Annotated in this window: 20 protein-coding genes; 13 read left to right on the top strand and 7 right to left on the bottom strand. The window is 62.8% G+C overall.

Annotated features, from left to right (window positions below; genetic code table 11):
- The first annotated feature begins 33 nt into the window (after positions 1–33).
- The 6 genes from puuE (at position 34) to V6590_RS07610 (ending at position 6,685) form a co-directional block, all read left to right on the top strand.
- On the top strand, positions 34–1,449 hold the full coding sequence (puuE, locus tag V6590_RS07635) for an allantoinase PuuE (RefSeq protein WP_335421523.1): 1,416 nt from the start codon (positions 34–36) through the stop codon (positions 1,447–1,449).
- Entirely contained in the window at positions 1,446–2,282 is an 837-nt protein-coding gene (locus tag V6590_RS07630; RefSeq protein WP_335421521.1) for a bifunctional allantoicase/(S)-ureidoglycine aminohydrolase, read from the top strand. The genes puuE and V6590_RS07630 overlap by 4 nt, the downstream gene beginning before the upstream one ends.
- The gene (locus V6590_RS07625) at positions 2,279–2,764 is read left to right on the top strand and encodes an ureidoglycolate lyase (RefSeq protein WP_335421519.1); all 486 of its coding nucleotides are present in this window, start codon (positions 2,279–2,281) and stop codon (positions 2,762–2,764) included. Before V6590_RS07630 ends, V6590_RS07625 begins: the two co-directional genes overlap by 4 nt.
- Positions 2,765–2,851: 87 nt before the next feature.
- Positions 2,852–4,333, top strand: a complete 1,482-nt coding sequence (locus V6590_RS07620) for a nucleobase:cation symporter-2 family protein (protein WP_335421517.1) — start codon at positions 2,852–2,854, stop codon at positions 4,331–4,333.
- Between the two features lie 63 nt (positions 4,334–4,396).
- Complete coding sequence (locus tag V6590_RS07615) at positions 4,397–5,392, top strand: phosphotransferase (protein WP_335421516.1); 996 nt, start codon at positions 4,397–4,399, stop codon at positions 5,390–5,392.
- A gap of 3 nt (positions 5,393–5,395) precedes the next feature.
- Complete coding sequence (locus V6590_RS07610) at positions 5,396–6,685, top strand: aspartate aminotransferase family protein (protein ID WP_335421514.1); 1,290 nt, start codon at positions 5,396–5,398, stop codon at positions 6,683–6,685.
- Here V6590_RS07610 and V6590_RS07605 read toward each other — a convergent pair.
- Positions 6,675–7,958, bottom strand: a complete 1,284-nt coding sequence (locus tag V6590_RS07605; RefSeq protein ID WP_335421512.1) for a sensor histidine kinase — start codon at positions 7,956–7,958, stop codon at positions 6,675–6,677. The two genes, V6590_RS07610 and V6590_RS07605, sit on opposite strands and share 11 nt — an antisense overlap.
- Positions 7,955–8,608 (bottom strand): response regulator transcription factor, encoded by a 654-nt coding sequence (locus V6590_RS07600; protein WP_335421510.1) that lies wholly within the window; start codon positions 8,606–8,608, stop codon positions 7,955–7,957. Before V6590_RS07600 ends, V6590_RS07605 begins: the two co-directional genes overlap by 4 nt.
- Positions 8,609–8,736: 128 nt before the next feature.
- Between V6590_RS07600 and V6590_RS07595 the strand changes: the two genes are divergently transcribed.
- Entirely contained in the window at positions 8,737–10,413 is a 1,677-nt protein-coding gene (locus V6590_RS07595) for a phosphoethanolamine transferase (RefSeq protein ID WP_335421508.1), read from the top strand.
- Here V6590_RS07595 and V6590_RS07590 read toward each other — a convergent pair.
- Both V6590_RS07590 and phhA read right to left on the bottom strand, forming a co-directional pair.
- The gene (locus V6590_RS07590) at positions 10,410–10,739 is read right to left on the bottom strand and encodes a 4a-hydroxytetrahydrobiopterin dehydratase (protein ID WP_335421506.1); all 330 of its coding nucleotides are present in this window, start codon (positions 10,737–10,739) and stop codon (positions 10,410–10,412) included. The two genes, V6590_RS07595 and V6590_RS07590, sit on opposite strands and share 4 nt — an antisense overlap.
- 8 nt (positions 10,740–10,747) lie before the next feature.
- A complete protein-coding gene (gene phhA, locus V6590_RS07585; protein WP_335421504.1) occupies positions 10,748–11,557 on the bottom strand; it encodes a phenylalanine 4-monooxygenase in 810 nt (269 codons plus the stop codon).
- A gap of 122 nt (positions 11,558–11,679) precedes the next feature.
- On the opposite strand from phhA, the gene V6590_RS07580 reads away from it, so the two are divergent.
- From V6590_RS07580 to V6590_RS07555, 6 genes are all read left to right on the top strand, one after another.
- The gene (locus V6590_RS07580; RefSeq protein ID WP_335421502.1) at positions 11,680–12,147 is read left to right on the top strand and encodes an Lrp/AsnC family transcriptional regulator; all 468 of its coding nucleotides are present in this window, start codon (positions 11,680–11,682) and stop codon (positions 12,145–12,147) included.
- A gap of 70 nt (positions 12,148–12,217) precedes the next feature.
- Positions 12,218–13,114: an acetyl-CoA carboxylase, carboxyltransferase subunit beta gene (accD, locus tag V6590_RS07575; protein WP_335421500.1), complete on the top strand. Its 897-nt coding sequence runs from the start codon at positions 12,218–12,220 to the stop codon at positions 13,112–13,114.
- 95 nt (positions 13,115–13,209) lie between these two features.
- Positions 13,210–14,496: a bifunctional folylpolyglutamate synthase/dihydrofolate synthase gene (locus V6590_RS07570; RefSeq protein WP_335421499.1), complete on the top strand. Its 1,287-nt coding sequence runs from the start codon at positions 13,210–13,212 to the stop codon at positions 14,494–14,496.
- 218 nt (positions 14,497–14,714) lie between these two features.
- Positions 14,715–16,973 (top strand): methyl-accepting chemotaxis protein, encoded by a 2,259-nt coding sequence (locus tag V6590_RS07565; RefSeq protein WP_335421497.1) that lies wholly within the window; start codon positions 14,715–14,717, stop codon positions 16,971–16,973.
- A 350-nt stretch (positions 16,974–17,323) separates the two neighbouring features.
- Positions 17,324–17,776, top strand: a complete 453-nt coding sequence (locus V6590_RS07560; RefSeq protein WP_335421495.1) for an NUDIX hydrolase — start codon at positions 17,324–17,326, stop codon at positions 17,774–17,776.
- Positions 17,777–17,906: 130 nt separating this feature from the next.
- On the top strand, positions 17,907–18,326 hold the full coding sequence (locus V6590_RS07555; RefSeq protein ID WP_335421493.1) for a Fur family transcriptional regulator: 420 nt from the start codon (positions 17,907–17,909) through the stop codon (positions 18,324–18,326).
- Here V6590_RS07555 and V6590_RS07550 read toward each other — a convergent pair whose 3' ends face one another.
- Genes V6590_RS07550 through V6590_RS07540 form a run of 3 tightly spaced genes read right to left on the bottom strand, consistent with a single transcriptional unit; the run spans position 18,327 to position 20,609 of the window.
- Positions 18,327–19,244, bottom strand: a complete 918-nt coding sequence (locus V6590_RS07550) for a flavin reductase family protein (protein ID WP_335421491.1) — start codon at positions 19,242–19,244, stop codon at positions 18,327–18,329.
- Positions 19,241–20,035 (bottom strand): alpha/beta fold hydrolase, encoded by a 795-nt coding sequence (locus tag V6590_RS07545; RefSeq protein WP_335421490.1) that lies wholly within the window; start codon positions 20,033–20,035, stop codon positions 19,241–19,243. Before V6590_RS07545 ends, V6590_RS07550 begins: the two co-directional genes overlap by 4 nt.
- The gene (locus V6590_RS07540) at positions 20,007–20,609 is read right to left on the bottom strand and encodes an amino acid synthesis family protein (protein WP_335421488.1); all 603 of its coding nucleotides are present in this window, start codon (positions 20,607–20,609) and stop codon (positions 20,007–20,009) included. The genes V6590_RS07545 and V6590_RS07540 overlap by 29 nt, the downstream gene beginning before the upstream one ends.
- Position 20,610: the final 1 nt, after the last annotated feature.

Here is a 20,610-nt window from a genome sequence, read left to right as displayed (position 1 = left end):
CTCCGCCTAATCTGCCGGTCAAAGAGGTGCTTCATGAACCGTTATCCCCGCGATTTCCGAGGCCATGGGCCGAACCCGCCTGATGCCGCATGGCCGGGCGGGGCGAAGATCGCTGTCTCCATCGTGCTGAACTATGAGGAAGGCGGCGAAAACAACCTGCTGCATGGCGATGCGCAATCGGAGGCATTTCTGTCCGACATCGCAGGGGCCGCGCCTTGGCCGGGCATGCGGCATTGGAACATGGAGTCGATCTACGACTATGGCGCGCGGGCGGGCTTTTGGCGGTTGCATCGGCTGTTCTCGGAAAAGGCGATCCCCGTCACGGTCTATGGCGTGACCTCGGCCTTGGCGCGTAACCCCGAGCAGGTGGCTGCGATGAAGGCGGCGGGATGGGAAATCGCCAGCCATGGCCTGAAATGGGTTGATCACCGCGACATGGACCCGGAGGAGGAGGCGCGGCAAATCGCCGAAAGCTTCCGCCTGCATGAGGAGGTGGTGGGGGAGCCGCCGCGCGGCTGGTACACCGGGCGGTGCAGCATGAACACGGTCCGACTGACGGCAGAGACCCGGCGGCTGGCCTGGATTTCAGACACTTACGACGACGATCTGCCCTATTGGCGCGAGGTGGGCGACCATGACCAGTTGGTCATTCCCTATACGCTGGAAGCCAATGACATGCGCTTTGCCACGGCGCCGGGCTATATCACGGGCGAACAGTTCTATCACTATCTGAAGGACAGTTTTGACGTGCTCTATGCCGAGGGGCAGGCGGGGCGGGCCAAGATGTTTTCCATCGGGTTGCACAACCGCCTGATCGGGCGGCCGGGCAAGGTGGCGGGGCTGATGCGGTTTCTGGACTATGCCCAGGCGCATGAGGGCGTGTGGTTCCCGCGCCGGATCGACATTGCCGAGCATTGGGCCAAAACCCACCCACATCAACGCATTGATCGCCCCTCGCAGATGGCGCGCGACCGTTTCGTGGCCCGTTTTGGCGGCATCTTTGAACACTCTGCATGGATTGCGGAGCGTGCCTTTGATCTGGAGCTTGGCCCCGCGCATGACAGCGCGGCGGGCCTGCACAATGCGCTGTGCCGGATGTTCCGCAGCGCGAGTGAGGCCGAGCGGCTGGCCGTGTTGCGCGCGCACCCGGATCTGGCGGGGAAACTCGCGCAGGCCAAGCGGCTGACCGCCGAAAGCACCGCCGAACAGGCCAGCGCCGCGCTGGATGCGCTGACCGATGCCGAACGCGCGACCTTCGAGCGGCTGAATGCCGAATACGTTGCCAAACATGGCTTCCCCTTCATCATCGCCGTGCGCGACAATACCAAAGACAGCATCCTGTCGGCCTTCCAGACCCGCATCGGCCATGACAGCGCCACCGAATTTGCGACCGCCTGCCGTCAGGTGGAACGGATCGCCGAACTTCGCTTGAAGGACATTCTGCCATGACTGGCTATTTCGCGCCGCAAGGCGGCCTGCCGCCCCAAACCGCCCTGATGACGCAGCGCGCGGTCTTCACCGAGGCCTATGCCTTCATCCCCAAGGGCTGCTTTTCCGATATCGTCACCAGTTACTTGCCGGGATGGGACAAGACCCGGCTTTGGCTGATTGCCCGCCCGATGACCGGTTTTTCCGAGACCTTCAGCCAATATGTGATGGAAGTGGCGCCGGGGGGCGGGTCAGACAGCCCTGACCCGGAAGTGGGGGCCGAGCATTGGCTGTTCTTCACCGGCGGCGTGGCCACGGTGACCATCGGCGGTGTGGCGCATGATCTGGATGCGGGCGGTTATGCCTATATCCCGGCGGGCACGCCGTGGAGCCTGCGCGCCGAAGGGCAGGGGCCTGCGCGCTTCCATTGGCTGCGCAAGCTTTACGAACCCGCGCCGGGCGTATCGAGCCCTGAGCCGATCATCACTTCCGATCAGGCGACCCCGGTGCGCTGGATGCCCGATACGGGTGAACGTTGGGGCACCACCCGTTTCGTGGAGCCGGAGGATGTCCGCCATGATGCCCATGTGAATATCGTCACCTTCAAACCCGGCGGGGTGATCCCCTTCGAGGAAACCCATGTCATGGAGCATGGGCTTTACGTGCTTGAGGGCAAGGCAGTCTACAAGCTCAATCAGGATTGGGTCGAGGTCGAGGCAGGCGATTTCATGTGGCTGCGCGCCTATTGTCCGCAGGCCTGCTACGCCGCCGGGCCGGGGCCGTTCCGCTATCTGCTGTACAAGGATGTGAACCGCCACGCCAAGCTGCGCGGGCCGGGGGCCTTTGGCCGATGAGCGTGATCGCCCCCGAACCCCTGACAGCCGAGGCCTTTGCGCCCTTCGGGGATGTGCTGGAAGCGACGGGCGAGTTTCGCCTGATCAATGCAGGCTTTTGCCAGCGCCATCATGACCGCGCGCGGCTGGATTTCGGGCCGGAGGGGCGGGCGGGGATTTCAATCTTCAAGGCCATTCCCCGCGCGCTGCCCTATGAGTTTGACCTTGTGGAGCGCCACCCGGAGGGCAGCCAGGCCTTCGTGCCAATGAGCGCTGACCCCTTCCTGATCATCGTCGCACCGGATGAGGGCGACCGGCCCGGTCGCCCCCGTGCCTTCCTGTCCGATGGCACGCAAGCCATCAATTTCCATCGCGGCACCTGGCATGGTGTGCTGACGCCGCTGCACGCGCCGGGCCTGTTCGCGGTCATCGACCGCATCGGTCCCACCCCCAATCTGGAAGAGCATCGCTACCCCGAGCCCTTCACGATCCCCCCGGCCTAAGGCCCGGCGGTTCTAACCGGACCGCGACCCTCGGGGGAGGCACGGAGACGGCGCGAAAAAGCAAATCCCCCGCAGGAAAGGGAACGCATGACCACCTCCCCGGTGCACCCGGTAGATGAAATTCTACCGCCTCAGAAACTCTTTACCCTCGGTTTGCAGCATGTGCTGGTGATGTATGCCGGCGCCGTTGCAGTGCCGCTGATCATCGGGCGGGCGCTGAAGCTTGATCCGGCGGATGTGGCCTTCCTCATCTCGGCGGACCTCTTCGTCTGCGGCATTGCCACGCTGATTCAATCACTTGGTGCGACGCAATGGTTTGGCATCAAGCTGCCGGTGATGATGGGGGTGACTTTCGCCGCCGTCGGGCCGATGGTCGCCATGGCCAATGCCCAAGGCGGTGCCGAAGGCGCGCGGGCGATCTTTGGCGCCATCATCGCGGCTGGCGTGATTTCCATGCTGATCGCGCCCTTGATGTCGAAACTGCTGCGGTTCTTTCCGCCGGTTGTCACCGGCACCATCATTCTGGTGATCGGGGTCAGCCTGATGCGGATCGGCATCAACTGGATCTTCGGCAATCCCGTCGGCCCCACCGCCCCGATGATCGTCGATCCGGCTCATGCCGAATGGCTGAAGACCGCAACCGAGGGCGCCGTGGCCGCAGGCTTGCCGCCCGCACCCGAGAAACTCGCTGTCGCGGCGAGCCTGAAAAACCCCGCCTATGCGCCTTTGGGCAATGTCGCCGTCTCGGCCATCGTGCTGGTGTCGATCCTGCTGATTGCGCGCTTTGCCAAAGGCTTCATCGCGAATATCTCGGTGCTGATGGGCATCGTGATCGGCTGCATCGTCGCGATTTCCATCGGCGCGATGAATTTCGACAAGGTGGGCAAGGCCGGATACTTCGCGCTCATCACCCCGTTCCATTTCGGCATGCCGAGTTTCGATCTGGTGATGATCGTGACCATGACTTTGGTCATGATCGTGGTGATGATCGAATCCACCGGCATGTTTCTGGCGCTTGGTGACATGACCGGGAAAGCGGTGGATCAACCCGCCCTTTCGGCGGGCTTGCGCACCGATGGGCTGGGCACGCTGATCGGCGGCATCTTCAACACCTTCCCCTATACGTCCTTCAGCCAGAACGTGGGCTTGGTCGGCGTGACCGGGATCAAGAGCCGTTTCGTCTGCGTGGCAGGCGGGGTAATCCTGATCGTGCTGGGGCTGATCCCCAAGATGGGGGCCTTGGTTGAATCGGTCCCGACCATGGTTCTGGGCGGGGCAGGGCTGGTGATGTTCGGCATGGTGGCTGCAACGGGCATCCGCATTCTGGCGGGCGTCAATTTCACCAGCAATCGCAACAACCTGTTCATCGTGGCGGTCAGCCTAGGCTTCGGGATGATCCCGTTGATCGCGCCGAATTTCAAGCAATGGATGTGGCATGACCTGCATCCGTTGATTGAAAGCGGCATCCTTCTCGCCTCGATTTCTGCCGTGTTGCTCAACGCCTTTTTCAATGGGGCATCTGGCAGCATCGACGATGCGAAGGCTGCAGCCAGCAAGGCTGATCACTGAACACGACACGCTCAGTCGCCCCCGGCCTTGCCGCCGGGGGCGTTTTCATGTTCGGGTAGGCCCATGACCGATGATCCGCTTGGCGAGCTGCTCAGCCACCCCGCCCCCGCCCTGACCGAGGCTGAAAGCCTGAACCTGCTGCACCGCCACTGGGGGTTTGGCGGCGATCTGCTGCGGCTCACCTCGGAACGTGATCTGAACTGGCGCGTCACCGCGCCTGCCGGGCGCTTTGTGCTGAAATTCCCCAATCAGGCCGAAGATCCCGCGATCACCGATTTTCAGACCCGCGCGCTTTTGCATATCGCCGCCCGCGCCCCCGATCTGCCGGTGCCGCGCGTGGTGCCCAGCCTTGATGGGCTGTCCGAGGTCGTGCTGCCCTCGGGCGGGCGGATGCGGCTGCTCAGTTGGGTGGAGGGCAAGCCGCTGCACGAAGCCCTGCCCAGCCCGGTGCTGTGGCAGAGCCTTGGCGCCATGTCAGCCCGGCTGACCCAAGCCTTGGAAGGCTATGAGCACCCGGCAGCCGATCATGTGCTGCAATGGGATGTGAAACAGGCCGCGGGCCTGCGCCCGCTTTTGCCCGATGTAACCGACCCGGAGCTGCGGGCGCGCTGTGCAGGGTGGCTCGATTGGTTTGATGCCAACCGCGCGCGGCTAGATGGCGTGCCGTGGCAGGTGGTTCATGCCGATCTGAACCCCTATAACGTGCTGGTTTCGCCCGATGATCCGGCGCAGGTCAGCGGTGTGCTGGATTTCGGGGATATGGTGCGCACGCCGCGCATTTGCGATCTGGCGGTCGCGGCGGCCTATCATGTGCGCCCCGGCATCGGCGCGGGGCCAGAGGTGCTGGCGGCCATGCGCGCAGGCTGGGAAAGCGTGATGCCCCTGCTGGCGGAGGAGGCCGCGCTGCTGCCCGGCCTCACTGCGCTGCGCATGGTCACCACCATGGCGATTGCGAGCCACCGCGCCGCCCGCTGGCCCGATAACGCCCCCTATATCCTGCGCAATCTGCCCTCGGCCCGGGCGGGTTTGTTGTCTTTCCCATCGCCTCACGAGGTCTGAGCCATGCGCCGCGACACCATGCCCAATGCCTTCCGCCCCGGCGCGGTTGAGCTGCCGCCCGATCAGGCCGCGCTGGTTGCCCGCCGTCAGGCAGCCCTCGGCCCAGCCTATCGCCTGTTCTATGAACGCCCCCTGCATCTGATGCGCGGGGAGGGCGTCTGGCTTTATGATGCCGAGGGCAAGGCCTATTTGGATACCTATAACAACGTGGCGTCCTGCGGCCATTGCCACCCCAAGATCGTGGCCGCCATGGCCGATCAGGCGGCGGTGTTTGCCAGCCATACGCGATACCTGCATGATGGCGTGCTGCGTCTGGCAGAACGGCTGCTTGCTACGCTGCCAAGTGAAATCGGCCATATGATGTTCACCTGCACGGGGTCAGAGGCGAACGACCTCGCCATCCGCATTGCCCGAGCGGCAACGGGCGGCAACGGCATCATCGTGACCGAAAACGCCTATCACGGCGTGACGGCGGCGGTGGCCGAGTTTTCGCCCTCGCTGGGGCCGGGCGTGCCCTTGGGGCCGCATGTGCGGGTGGTCCCCGCGCCGATGGGCCGCGATTTCGGGGCCGATGTGCAGGCGGCGATTGATGACCTCAAGCGCCACGGCATCCAGCCTGCGGTGCTGATCGCGGATACGGTGTTTTCCTCGGATGGGGTGATCGTCGATCCCACCGTGCTGGCCCCTGCCGTTGTGGCAATTCGTGCCGCAGGTGGGCTGTTCATCGCCGATGAGGTGCAGCCCGGTTTTGGCCGCTTGGGCCATGGCATGTGGGGCTTTACCCGCCATGGCGTGGTGCCGGATATGGTCAGCATGGGCAAGCCGATGGGCAATGGCTATCCCCTCGCGGGCCTCGCCCTGCGCCCTGAGGTGATCGCGCGGTTCGGGGCCGAGGCGCGCTATTTCAACACCTTTGGCGGCAATGCGGTGGCAGCGGCGGTGGGCAATGCGGTCCTGGACGTGATCGAGGGTGAAGGCCTGATCGAAAATGCTGCCCGCGTGGGCGCGACCTTTGCAGCGGGCCTGCGCGATCTGGCCAGCCGCCATGCAGCCTTGGGCGAATTGCGGGCCGAGGGGCTGTTTCTGGGGCAAGATATCGTGACTGAAGGCGCCCCAGATGCCGCGCGGGCGGGCCGCATAGTGAATGGGCTGCGCGAGGATGGGGTGCTGATTTCCGCCACCGGACCCAAGGGCCATGTGCTGAAAATCCGCCCACCCCTGACCTTCAGCGCCGAGAATACCGCGATATTCCTGGAAAGGCTGGACCGCGTTCTGGGTAGGATCACCGGCTGACCCCTGCCCGCGCAAAGTGCAGGGCCACGCGCACATGGTCTGCACCGACCTGCAGGGCAAGCCCGACCCCCATCGCCCGGGCCAAAGTGTCAACAATCGACAGGCCTAGGCCAAGGCCGGGCGAGCCCATGCCAGGGACAAAGCGGGCCTCCGGCAGAACCGGGGCCTGCGCGGGATTTTCCACGATCAGCTTCGCATCGGGGGTCAGGCGCAGCTGCACCGTGCCCGTGCCATGCACCAGAGCATTTTCAATCAGATTCCGCAGCAGGATCGCCAGCGCATCTGGATCGGCCGCCACCAGCAGGGTTTCCAGATCGCTGTCATCCAGCCGGATCGGGTGCCGGGCCATGGGGCGCAGGTCATCGCAGACCAGACGCAGCACGCGCAGCAGATCGCAGGGGCCGCGACCAAACCCCAGCCCCGCCTCCAGTCGTGACAGTTGCAGCAGACGGTCAACCCGCCGCGTCAGCCCGTCCAGCAATGCGATTGCGGCGATGGCATCGGGATCGGCAGAGAGCGCAAGCCGGTTGCGTATTCCCGCCAGCGGCGTGCGCAATTCATGCGCGGCATTGGCGATGAAGTCGCGCTCCGCCTGCCTGAGCGCTTCGATCCGGGCCAGATACTGGTTGAAGGACAGCGCGAGCGGGCGCAGTTCACGCGGCAGATCCCCCGCATCGACGGGCGACAGATCATCCGGCCCGCGCCCCGAAACCGCCCCGGCCAATCGGGCCACCGGCGCTGTGGCCCGCGCCACGGTCCGCCGCACGCCCCACAGCAGCAGGGCCGCCAGCGGCAACACCAGAACCAGAAAGGCCGAAGCGGCCTCCAGCATTTCTTCGCGCCGCCATGTGGTCGCATGGGCTGCTTCGATCACCACGCCTTCGGCACTGCGCCGCAAGACACGCCAGCCCGGCACATCGTGAAACCCGTCACGGGACAGGGCTGGCCAGGGAGAGGTATCCTTGGGCGCGTCAATCGGAGTATCGGCGGCGACGCCGGGCGCAAGGATACGCAGCACCCTTTCACCATCCCCTGCGGCCACACCCAGCATCCGCGGGATGTCAGCGCCGCCTCCTGCCCGGCCAGTGGTATCAAGGAACAGGACCGTGGTTTCCACCAGCGCCGACAATTCCTCGTCGAACATCTCGTTCATCTCATGGTCCAGCACCAGCGCTGACACGGCAATGGTGGCCATCCAACCGCCGATCACCAGCCCCAGAACCCGGGTTGTCAACCGTCGCCGCAGCGACCATGGACGCAGATCGGTTGTCATGGCAGAATGTATCCCAATCCACGCCGCGTTTCGATGATGCCCGGCCCCAGTTTGCCGCGCAGGCGCGACACATAGACCTCGACCGCGTTGCCTTCGATGATCGTGTCGAAACTGCCCAGAACCTCTTCCAGCACCGATTTGGGCAAGACACGGCCCCGCGCGCCCAGCAGCGCGTCAAACACGGCCCATTCGCGGGCGGTCAGCCGGATTTCGGCACCATCGCGCCAGATGCGGGCCGCCGCACGATCCACCTCGAAGGGGCCAAGCTGCAAACGGGTAGCCGGCAATCCCTGACCGCGCCGCGCATGCGCGCGGATGCGGGCCGACAGTTCGCCCAGATCGAAGGGCTTCACCACATAATCATCGGCCCCCGCATCCAGCCCGGCAATACGGTCGCTGATCTGGTCGCGCGCCGTGGCGATCAGCATCGGCGTTCGATCGCCTGACCGGCGGCGCGCTTTCAGCAGTTCCAGCCCGGAACGGTCTGGCAGACCCAGATCAAGGATCACGCAGGCATATTCTGCCATGGCCAGCGCCTCTTCCGCCGTGGCGGCGTCGGCGGCATGATCGACCGCATGACCTTCGGCCCGCAGGAACCGCAGGACGGTCCGGGCAAGATCTTCGGTATCTTCCACAAGCAGCAGGCGCATGGCCCGTTGTAGCGGGCAGCGGCGGCAGTGGCGAGAGGTGTGTGATTGGGCAGGCTGTAAGGCTGCTGCAAGGCTGGGCTGCGATCAGCCGGGGCAAGCCTGAACCACGTATTGCCCTGAAAGCCCCCATGACGCCCGAAAACCTGCCCCTTGCTGCCCCTTCTTCGCTGCCGGTCTCGCACGGCTGGTTCACGCATCGCCCCACAATCGGGCAGACAAGCCTGAACCTGATTGTCACCGCCTATATCCTTGCACTGCTGAATTCCGGGTTTTGGCGCAGGGCTGTAGAGATTTTCGGCGAAAGCCCTGCGCAACTGGCGCTGTTCGCACTGGCGATTGCCGCACTGACCATGCTGACGCTGGAATTCTTTGGGCCGGCCCGGTTGCAAAGGCCCATGGCGGCAGTGATGATCATGATGGCGGCTGCGGCGCATTACCATGAACGCGCGCTTGGCATTCTGGTGGACCGCGAGATGGTGCGCAATGTGCTGGAGACAACCTTTACAGAATCGCGCCATCTGCTGACGGCGGGTGCGATGCGGGCCATCGTGCTGACCGGGGTGCTGCCCGCTGCGCTGTTGTTCTGGCCACGTCTGCGGCAGCCCAGCGGCTGGCACCAGCTCTGGCGCTGGCCCCTCGGTGTCGGGTTGGCCTTCGCGGTGCTGGTCGGCAGTCTCTTTGCAGATTTCAAGACCTATTCGGCTGTGCTGCGCGAAAGGGGCGACCTGATGGCCTCGTACCAGCCGGGGGCCACGATCGGGGCATTGGCCCGCTATGCCAAGCAACAATGGAAATCAGGGGATGGGGTGGTGCGGCCCATCGGGACGGACGCGCGGCCCGGCCCCTGGCTGGCCGGAGCGGACAAGCCGGTGTTGCTGGTGCTGTTTGCAGGGGAAACGGCACGGGCGCAGAATTTCGGGCTCAATCCCGGGGCGCGGCAAACCACGCCGGAACTGGCCGCGCGCGATGTCATCAACTTTCCCGATGTATCGTCTTGCGGCACATCGACCGCCGTTTCGTTGCCTTGCATGTTTTCGCCGCTGACACAGGCCGAATATGACCGCGACGATTTTCTGGCGCAGGAAAACCTGCTGGATGTTCTGGTGCGCAGCGGGTTTGACGTGCGCTGGATCGACAATAACACCGGCGATCAGACCATTGCGCGGCGTATCGGTTGGGATCGGGTGGATGCCACATTGGCGCCTGCGGCTTGCGCCGGGGAATGCACCGACGAAATCTTCCTGCCAGTGATTGAACAGACCCTGGCCAGCATCACCCGGAATACCGTTCTGGTGCTGCACATGATCGGCAATCATGGCCCGGCCTATCATCTGCGCTATCCGCCGGAACGCGCGCGGTTCGAACCCGCCTGCGACAGTGCCGAATTTTCGCGCTGCACCACGGAAGCCATCGCAAACGCCTATGACAATGCGCTGCTGGAAACCGATTTCGTTCTGGCCCGCACCATCGACATGCTGGCCGACAGCGACCGGGCACTGACTGCCATGCTGTACCTGTCGGATCATGGGGAATCGCTGGGCGAAAACGGGTTGTATCTGCACGCAGCCCCGATGTTCATGGCCCCCGAAACCCAGACCAAAGTGCCGATGGTAATGTGGCTGGACCCGGAATTTCGGCAAGACATGGGCTTGGATGACGATTGCCTGCGCACAGCCACCACTCGCCCCGCCAGCCATGACAACCTGTTTCACACGGTTCTGGGGCTGCTGGACGTGGCGACTTCGGCCCGCCTGCCTGCGTTGGATCTGGCAGGGGGGTGCCGAAGCACCTCCCCCCGCAGCTAGGCTGCGATCTGGCCGGTGATTGCGTCCAGCTTCTTGGCGCAAAGGAAATCATTCGCGGTGATCCCCCCGGCTTCGTGGCTGGTGAAGGTCACCGTGCACCAGCCCCACCCAAAGGCCAGATCGGGGTGATGGCCCTGCGCCTCTCCCAGCCAGCCCGCCAGATTGGCCATCTGCATCGCCTTGGCAAAATTCCTGAAGCCAAAGCGGCGGGTCAGCGCCGCCCCGTCCAGCCGCCAGTCCGGGTGCAATTCGCCCATCCGGGCTGCGGCGGCCTCGGCAGTCATGGCGCCACCAAAACCGGCACAGGGTTCACAGATCTCGGTCATGGCGCACCTCAGGCAGCAGGTTGTTCAGAGGAATGTTTGGGCACAAAGCGTGGCGCGAACAGCCCCTTGGCACGGGCCGTGGCAATATCGACCATCAGGTCGCGTTCGGCAGCCCGAAACAGATCATCGTAATCTTCCAGCACGAAATAGACCGGCTGGTGAATGTCGATCCGGTAAGGGGTGCGCAGAATGTCGATCACGTCAAATGGGCGGCGTTCAGGTTCGGGGCTTTCGGTTGACCAGATCAATTCGGTCGGGGAGGACGCCAGCCCGGAACCAAGTGCCTTGATCTCCCCTTGCTCTTGCGCCAGGCCGAATTCGACAGAGAACCAGTAAAGCCGGATCAGCCAGGCGTAATCTTCCTTTTGCGCCCGCAGCCCTGCCTGCCCGATAGCCTGCGAGAAATCGGCAAAGCGCGGATCGGTCAGCAAGGGGGTGTGGCCAAAGATTTCGTGAAAGATGTCAGGCTCTTCGATATAGTCGAAATCCTGCCGCGACCGGATGAACGAAGCCGCTGGAAAGCAACGATCAGCCAGCATGGCGAAGAACCGGCCAAAGCCGATCAGGGCCGGAACCGGCTCCACCCGCCAGCCTGTCAGGTCACGCAAGCGGGCAGAAATCTCCGCGCATTGCGGCACCCGGGTTGCAGGCATCTGCAACAGATCCAGCCCGCGCAACCAGGGCTGTGCCATCCGCCGGGCCACATTCGGCCTTTGCCTGGCAAAAAGATCAGCCCAGATGGCATCTTCGTCAGCCGAATAGGCAATTTGGCCCTGCGCATCGGGGATTTTCGCGACATAGGCAGTGGATTTTGGCATGGCGGTTCCTCCCTGTTCAGGAACCAGTTTGGCGCATCTGGCAGAAATATCTTTTCTCATTGCAAAGGAATGCGCATGAATGTGAAACGTCTTACCCAAAGTTGACCAAAAGGCGAAATTTCATGCCTCCACTCGATCTGGATGACTTTGACCGCCGCATCCTGCGCTTGCTGCAGCAGGATGCTACCTTGTCCACGCAGGATCTGGCGCAGGCGGTGGGCCTGTCGCCCTCGCCTTGCTGGCGGCGGGTGCGGCGGATGCAGGAGGCCGGGCTTATTTCCGGTCAGGTGGCGCTGGTCAATCGTGCGGCGCTTGGCCTGTCGGCACTGGCCTATATCCATGTGACCCTGATCGACCATACCGAGGCATCAATCGCGCGGTTCAACGATTTCGTGCAGCGCCATCCGCAGATCGTGGAATGTGCCACCATCACCGGCGCAGATGACTATATGCTGAAGGTCGTGGCCGAAGGCCCCGAGGCGCTGGAACATTTCCTGATGCGCGAAATGCTGGCGCTTGGTCTGGTGCGGTCATCCACCACGCATTTTGCGCTGCGCCAGGTCAAACTGACCACGGCCCTGCCGGTGTGAACCCGGCATAGATTGCATTTCAGGGCGGGTCGGCTTATTTCGGGGCGACCATCACAAGGGGCAAGCCCGCATGAACTGGATCTCGAACTACGTCCGGCCGAAAATCAATTCGCTCTTCTCGCGCCGGGAAGTGCCCGAAAACCTGTGGACGAAGTGCCCCGAATGCGGAACCATGCTGTTCCACCGCGAGCTGGCCGACAATCTGAATGTCTGCACCCATTGTGATCACCATATGGCGATCACGCCGCGCGACCGGTTCAAGGCGCTGTTCGATGGCGGCGTGTTTGTCGAGGTGAAGGTGCCAGAACCTGTCGCCGATCCGCTGCATTTCCGCGACCAGAAGAAATACCCGGAACGGATGAAGGCCGCGCAGAAGGCCACGGGCGAACGGGATGCCATGCTGGTGGCCGAAGGCGAGGTGCTGCGCACCCCGATCATCGCCGTCGGGCAGGATTTCGCCTTCATGGGCGGGTCTATGGGCATGTATGTGGGCAATGCCATCGTGGCCGGGGCCGAAAGGGCCGTAAAGCTGAAACGCCCGTTGGTACTGTTTTCGGCAGCCGGGGGCGCTCGGATGCAAGAGGGCATCCTGTCGCTGATGCAGATGCCCCGGTCCACCGTGGCAATCCAGATGCTGAAAGAGGCAGGCCTGCCCTATGTCGTGGTGCTGACCCATCCCACCACCGGTGGCGTGACCGCCAGCTATGCCATGCTGGGGGATGTGCAGATTGCCGAACCCAATGCGCTGATCTGCTTTGCGGGCCCGCGGGTGATCGAACAGACCATCCGCGAAAAGCTGCCCGAAGGGTTCCAGCGCGCCGAATATCTGCTTGATCACGGCATGCTGGACCGTGTGACCCATCGCAAGAACCTGCGCGATGAACTGGTCACCATCCTGCGCATGCTGACGCATCAGAGCCCCGCTGTGCATGGCGATCTGCCGCAACCGGCCGAGGTCGCAAAGTAAGGTCGGCCCCCGCGCCGAACCTGTCGTAACCGAAAGGGCCGCGCCACCGGGTGCGGCCCTATGCCTGTGAAAGCCCCCGCCAAGGACAACGCCCGATGACCGCCCTGCCCGATCACAGCCGCTCTGACGCCATTCTTGCCCGGATGATGGAATTTCATCCCAAGATCATCGACCTGACGCTGGACCGGGTGCATCGGCTGCTGGCAGCACTTGGTCACCCGGAGCGCAGCCTGCCCCCGGTGATCCATATTGCCGGAACCAATGGCAAGGGTTCGACCCAGGCCATGATCCGCGCCGGGCTTGAGGCGATGGGAAAGCGTGTCCACGCCTATACTTCGCCGCATCTGGCCTGGTTTCATGAACGCATCCGGCTGGCGGGCGACCTGATCAGCGAAGAGGCCCTGACCGCCCTGCTTGATGAATGTGTGGCTGCCAATGGTGGCGAAGAGATCACCTTCTTTGAAATTACCACCTGTGCCGCGCTGCTGGCCTTTGCCCGGACCCCTGCCGATTACACTCTGCTGGAGGTGGGCCTGGGCGGGCGGCTGGATGCCACCAATGTGGTGGATCGTCCGGCGCTGACCATCATCACCCCGGTTTCCATCGACCATCAACAATATCTGGGGGAAACCCTGCCCGAAATCGCGGGCGAAAAGGCAGGGATCATCAAGCGCATGGTCCCCTGCATCATCGGTCCGCAGGCGGCCGAGGGTCTTGCGGTGATCGAGGCGCGTGCCGAACGGCTGGGTGCGCCGGTGCTGGCCTTCGGACAACAGTGGCAGGTTTGGGAAGAACGAGGTCGGCTGATCTATCAGGATGAAAACGGCCTGCTGGATCTTCCGCTGCCCAATCTGCCCGGGCCACATCAGATCCAGAATGCGGGTGCCGCGCTGGCCGCCTTGCGCCATCTGGGTGCGGATGAAGAGACCTGCGAGGCAGCCGTGACCCGCGCCTATTGGCCGGCGAGGATGCAGCGCCTGACCCAAGGCCCGCTGGTCGAAACCGCTGGCCTGGCGGAGCTTTGGCTTGACGGGGGGCACAACCCGGCAGGCGGCGAAGCCTTGGCCGCCACGCTTGCCCGCATGGCCCCGCGTCCGACCCATGCGATCTGCGGCATGCTGAATACCAAGGATGTCAGCGGCTATATGCGGCCTCTGGCCGGGCATCTGGCCAGCCTGCATGCCATTTCGATCCCCGGCGAAAAGAACACCCTTCCTGCAGAGATCACCGCCGAAGCCGCCGCCAGCGTTGGCATTCCCGCCCATATCGCGCCATCGGTCGCCGAAGCAGTGCGCAGCATTGTCGCAGACCAGCCGCACGCCCGCATCCTGATCTGCGGTTCGCTGTATCTGGCGGGCAGTATCTTGCGGGAAAACGGCTAGGACTGGGTCCGCCACAGCCCAGCCTGGCGGCCCCGAAAGTTTCGATGGCGAGTTGTGGCCACGGATTCTCTGCCCCTTCCCGCCTGATCGCATGCGTTTCGCGCAAATACGAAAGTGCTGCGCATTGTCGAAATCTCGATTCCGGTAAGGGTTCGAAAACCTGTGACTGCTAGTCAGACATGGAACGTCTTCATGTCTGCTGCAGAAAGGAACGCCAGATGCCGCGCAGATCAACGTCACTGCGAATCAAGCTGGCACTATCGGCGGCGGCGTTGACCGCCATCGCCATCGTCACAGTGGTTTACTTTGGTATTACCATGATGACGCGCGCCTCGATTGAAGAGGCCGAAGAAAAAGCGCAGGCCCTGATGGGCGAATATGTCGCGATGATCACGCAAGATATGAACCGCGTGACCGAAACCGTCCGCATTGGCAGCGCCTCGGTCGAGGCTGTGTTGGCCAGCGGTCAGCCGAATCGCGACATGCTGGGCAGAATGGTCACCGAAATGCTGAAAACCCGGCCGGATCTGGTCGGAATGACGTTGGCCTTTGAACCCAATTCGCTGGGCGATGAAGCCCTGTCCATCGGCCATCCCTATTCAGACGTAACGGGGCGCTTTGTACCCTATTTCTACTATGGGCCTGACAAGAAGATTAAGGTCGAACTGCTCGACATGCGACCCGAGGCAGGCACGGAATCCTGGTATGACATGCCGCTGCGCGAAGACCGGATGCTGATCACGCCGCCCTACATATATCCTGTCAATGGTGTGGATGTGCTGATGACCACCATCAGTGGTGTCGTGCATCGCAACAAACGCGCCATCGGCATCATGACCTCTGACATCGCCTTGTCGGAACTGTCACAAAGGGTGGGCCAGCTTCGTCCCTTTGGCGAAGGCTATGTTCAGCTTGTCAGTTCTGACGGCCAGTGGATTGCAAATTCCGACCCCGGGCTGCTCGGCAAACCCGTCTCCGCCGAAGACAAGGCTTGGTTGACCCAGCCTGGCCTGCACTATGCAACGATCAATGGCGAAGAGTTCATGGTTCTTGTCGGAACCGCTGAATTCATCGGCGTATCGGAAACATGGCCAGTACTGATGAAGGTACCTAGCGCCACGGTCATGGCTCATGTCACGGAAACCAAGAATCAGGCCATCATGGCTGGTGGGGCCATGTTGCTGGTAACGCTGGTGGTGGTCTGGCTGGGGGCTCAGGTCATTTCGCGCCCCATCGAAGGCATGACTTCGGCAATGAAGCGTTTGGCGAATGGGCAACTCGATACATCCATTCCGCATGCAGGGCGGCGAGATGAGATTGGGGCTATGGCCTCTGCCATGGAAGTTTTCCGCAATAGCGCCGTCGAGGCCAAAAGACTGGAACAAGAAGCCACGGCAATACGTCTGGATCGCGAGGCTGCGGCGAAAGCCGAAGCGGAACGGCAGGCCCGCGTGGTGCGGGAAATCAGCACAGGCCTTGACCGCTTGGCGTCCGGCGACATGACCTATCAGATCGAAAGCCCGCCTCATGATCCTTTCCCGGAAGGGTATGATTCTCTCCGTCTTGCCTTCAATACGGTTGTCACCCGGCTTGCACAGACCATGACGAGAATTTCCGAAGTCGTGCAGCAGGTCAGGGCAGGGGCTGATGAAATCAACATGGCCGCTGGCGAGCTTTCGGGCAGGGCAGAAACCCAGGCTGCAACGCTTGAACAATCGGCAGCTGCACTGAACCAGATGAATGAAAGCCTGCGCGACACGGCGGAACGGGCGCGCGCGGTGGAAGCTGTCAGCGGCCAGAATCGCGAGATCGCATTGGCCAGTGCCACCGTGGTGAACAATGCCGTTGCCGCCATGCGGGGAATCGAGCGTTCGTCCGATCAGATTTCGCGTATTATCGGTGTTATCGATGATATCGCCTTCCAGACCAACCTTCTGGCGCTGAATGCCGGTGTCGAAGCAGCCCGCGCCGGGGATGCAGGCCATGGCTTTGCAGTGGTTGCCTCCGAAGTTCGCAACCTTGCGCAGCGTGCAGCGGAATCCGCACGCGAGGTAAGAGGGCTTATTCAGGAAAGCTCGGCTCAGGTCAAAACCGGATCTGAACTGGTTGGCAAAACCGGCGACAGCCTTGACGTGATCGTCAAGAAAGCCGCTGAAGTGTCCGAACAGATTGCGGCAATCGCCGTGGCCGCAAGGGACCAATCGGTCAGTCTGAACGAAATCAATGTGGGTGTGCGCCAACTGGATCAGGTCACGCAACAGAACGCCGCCATGGCGGAAGAGGCGACCGCCGCCTCGGTGGCATTGCGCCAGCAGGCAGGTGTTCTTGCGGGTGAAATCGGCGCCTTCCAGATGTCAGAACGCGCCTCTGTAACCCAGATGCCGCTTCCTGCCTTCTCTAGCAAACGTGCGAACCCACCGCGCGCACGGATGCAGGCCAAGGACACAGCGACCGCGAGGCAGTACGAAGAGTTCTAGACGGCTGGCCACCCGAAGAGATGGTGAACCACCCCAAATTTCTTGCAGCCTCTGACGGATCGGCAACGTAACGTGAACCAGAAGCCAATCCCTTGGTCTGCGGCATCCGCCCAAACGCCTGCTCAGGTACTGGCATCCGACCGAAGGATTGGTGTCTCGCGCAGGCAGGTGAAGCTGATTTCATGATTGAAGCCCGCCTGTTCACAACAGGCTTGTTGGAAGCCTTCTTTGCGACCCCTTACAGAGGCCCATCGTGGCACATCATGGCCTTCCAGAAAGACTGCCATATCACGATGAATGGGCGGGCGGCTTGTGTTGAAATTGCCAATGACGTCGTTTAGCTCTGCGACATGACCCTATGGCGCCCCGCTTCCAGAATTCGTATCAAGGCTCTTGGCCTGCATTGGCGGGGCAACCGCCTTCTGGCAGCAGAGGTGACGGATGATTCAGGTCATGTGAAAGGTGTGCGCCCGCTTGGTGGTTCTGTGGAGTTCGGCGAAACAGCCGAAACAGCCCTGATCCGCGAATTCCAAGAGGAGCTCGGCATCACTGTCCGGCCTGTCGGACCACCGTTCTTCATGGAAAACCTTTTCTTCCATGAGGGCATGCCGGGACACGAGATTCTGGTGATCTTCGACATCGACGTCCCAGCCGATACCCCAATCCCTGACGGGCGGCTGCGCCTTGCTGAATCAGACGGAAGCATCTTTTTCGCCGATTGGTTTGATCTTGATGCGCTTGATGTACCAGGCGGACTGCCGCTGTTTCCGACCGGCTTGAAAGCCCGGCTGCGTCCAAGGTGATTTTCCATGCGGTTCTGGCACTTGTCCCCTGGGGGTGACGCCGCCGCAGACCCATGCTAGGAAAGGCCCCTGCCCGGACCAGCCCGCCCTGATCCGGTCGAACTTTGCCCGGCCCGTGCGGAGCCCTGCCATGACGAAGAATAGTGAAACCGGCCTGATGCAACGCTGCCGCGATCTGGGTCTGCGCCTGACTGGTCCGCGTCGGGTGATCCTGCAGGTCCTGGCTGCCGCAGATGACCACCCCGATGTCGAGGAACTGCATCGCCGCGTTGTCGCGATCGAGCCGCGCATCAATCTGGCCACCGTCTATCGCACGATGAACACGCTGGCCGAACATGGTCTGATCGAACGGCTCAGCTTCGCCGATGGCCGCGCACGCTATGAAGCAGCCCCGCAAACACACCATGATCATTTCATCAACATCGAAACCGGCGCGGTGATCGAATTCCGCTCGGACGAGATCGAACGGCTGCAGCAGAAGATCGCCCGCGACTTCGGCTTTGATATCGTCAGCCATCGGCTGGATATCTACGTCCGGCCCCGCCGCTGATCAGGCCCCGGACGGGGGATGCACGCGACCCTGTTCATGGGTGCCGAAATAGGTGCCGTAATTGCCCATCCGCGATTCCTCGGCCAGACGCTGCAACATGGATCGCAACGCAGGGTCAGTGACATCGGCCATATCCTGCGGCGAAAGATCGACAAAAGCCCCCTTGGCCGGGCGACCAGCCCGTGCCGGGCAGCGCAGGGCGATATGCTGGGTGCCAAGGCGCGCATCCTCATACACCGCATAAACCGAACCGGGCTCGGCCTCGACCCCCAGTTCGGCAAACAGCCGGATCAGCTTCGCCTGCACCCCATCGCGACCCACCCGCGCCATCGGCACCGAAAGCCCGCCTCGCCCGTCATCAACCAGCAACACAGCATCCCCCACCTGAACAATGGCCGAGACCACGACATCCGGCCCGGCTGGCATCTGGCTCGCAATGGCGGCCGGGGTTACATAGGCCCCCCGATAGTACCCTAGGCCGGGATGGGCGCTGGATTCGAATGCGGCGATCCGGCCCAGCAGGATGGTGTGATCCCCTGCCGGGATCACCTGTTCCATCTGGCAATCGAACCATGCGCAGACCCCTGCAATCAGGGGCGATCCCGTTGGCCCTTGCCGCCAATAGACGTCGGCAAACCGATCCTCTGCCGCGCGGGCGAAAGTTGCCGAAATCTCTTTTTGTGCTTCGGCCAGAATGTTCACCGCAAATGCAGGGGCCGCGCAGAACTGCGCCAGATTGGCCGAACGGTTGGCAATCGACACCAGCAAAAGCGGCGGGTCGAGCGAGACAGAAGAAAAGGAATTTGCAGTAAAGCCCAGCGGCTTACCCTGAACATCCAGCGTGGTGACGACGGTAACCCCCGTCATGAAGCAGCCAAAGGCATCGCGCAATGCGCGCGGATCAAGGATTTGGGTCATGCCGGGGTCTCCTCGGATGCCAGCCAGCGCTGCAAATGTGTGGTCACCGCCTCGGGGGCAGTGAGGTTGACCATATGGCGATGCCCGGGGATCACCACAGCACGTCCATCGGGTGCCATGTCCGCCATGGCGCGGGTCATTTCCGGCGTGGAATTTGCATCGCCATCCCCCGTCAGCACCAGCAATGGACAGCGCAGCGTGCCAAACCTGTCGGCATAGACCGCATCGCCTTCCGCAAAAGCACGATAAGCGGCGGCATAACCCACCGGCGAGACGTCACGAAGCCATGCAGCCACCTGATCGCGCAAGGCCGCCTGTCCTGCATCGAACCAGCGTGCCAGCGTGGCTTCGATCCCGCCCGCCCCTGCTGCAATCTCGGCAGCACGGGCGATCACGGCGGCACGGGCCGCCTCGCTGCGCCGAAAAACTCCATTCAGCAGGGCGACACGGCGAACAAGATCGGGCCATTCCACCGCCAAACCTGCCGCGATCAGCGCCCCCATCGAATGCCCGGCCACCGCAACCGGGCCAAGATCCAGGGCGGCGATCACCTGCGCAGCCCAAGCTACATAATCCGGCAGCCGTGGATCACCCGGCAACAGACTGCTGCCACCATGGCCCGGCATATCCACCGCGATCACGCGATGTCGGGCCGACAGCGCCGCCATCTGCGGCCCCCAGGCTTCGGCCCGCAGGCCAACCCCATGGATCAGCAGCAGGGGCGGGCCTGCCCCGGCCTCCAGCACCCGCGCGGACGCGCCATCAGACAGCGGCAGGATTCGTGACATCATGGCCCAGATCCTTCAGATCCTGATAGCGGTCGCCAATGCGGTGATGCGGGCGCCCTGCTGTCGCGGCCCCCAGTGCCACCACAATCTCATCTGCCCCGGGTGCATCGGGGATCGAGAAATGCACGGTCTGATAATGCGACCGGCGCCCCTCATCATGTTTGTCCATCAGGGGGATCATGACCGGCGTATTGGCGGGGCCGCGCACATTGGTGAAGGCGAGATAGGTCTTTGCCCCCAAGGCCTGCCGGTAATGATTGCCAAAGCGCAGGGTGTGGATCAGCGCATTGGCATGTTCCAACTCGCCATTCAGACCCACCACCGCGGCTTTCCCATAGGCTTCGACAGAGTCGGGTCCGCCTGCGGCTTCCAGGATCATCGCAGTCAGCAGGGCGCCAATCTCGGGCGCGACCGCATGAATTTCGGGCTTCAGGTCTTCGACAAAGCCCCGCCCGGCCCAAGGGTTCTGCAACACCACGGCAGCAGAGATCAGCTTCAGTGGTTTCGGCGCCGCGCGCCCGCCTTCGATCAACGTCGTTTCGACAGTGAGATAGGTCTTGCGAATCTGTGCCGCCATC

The organism is Gemmobacter denitrificans (genome assembly GCF_036964905.1).
GTDB lineage: Bacteria > Pseudomonadota > Alphaproteobacteria > Rhodobacterales > Rhodobacteraceae > Gemmobacter > Gemmobacter denitrificans.
This window is presented reverse-complemented; position numbering and strand designations above follow the sequence as displayed.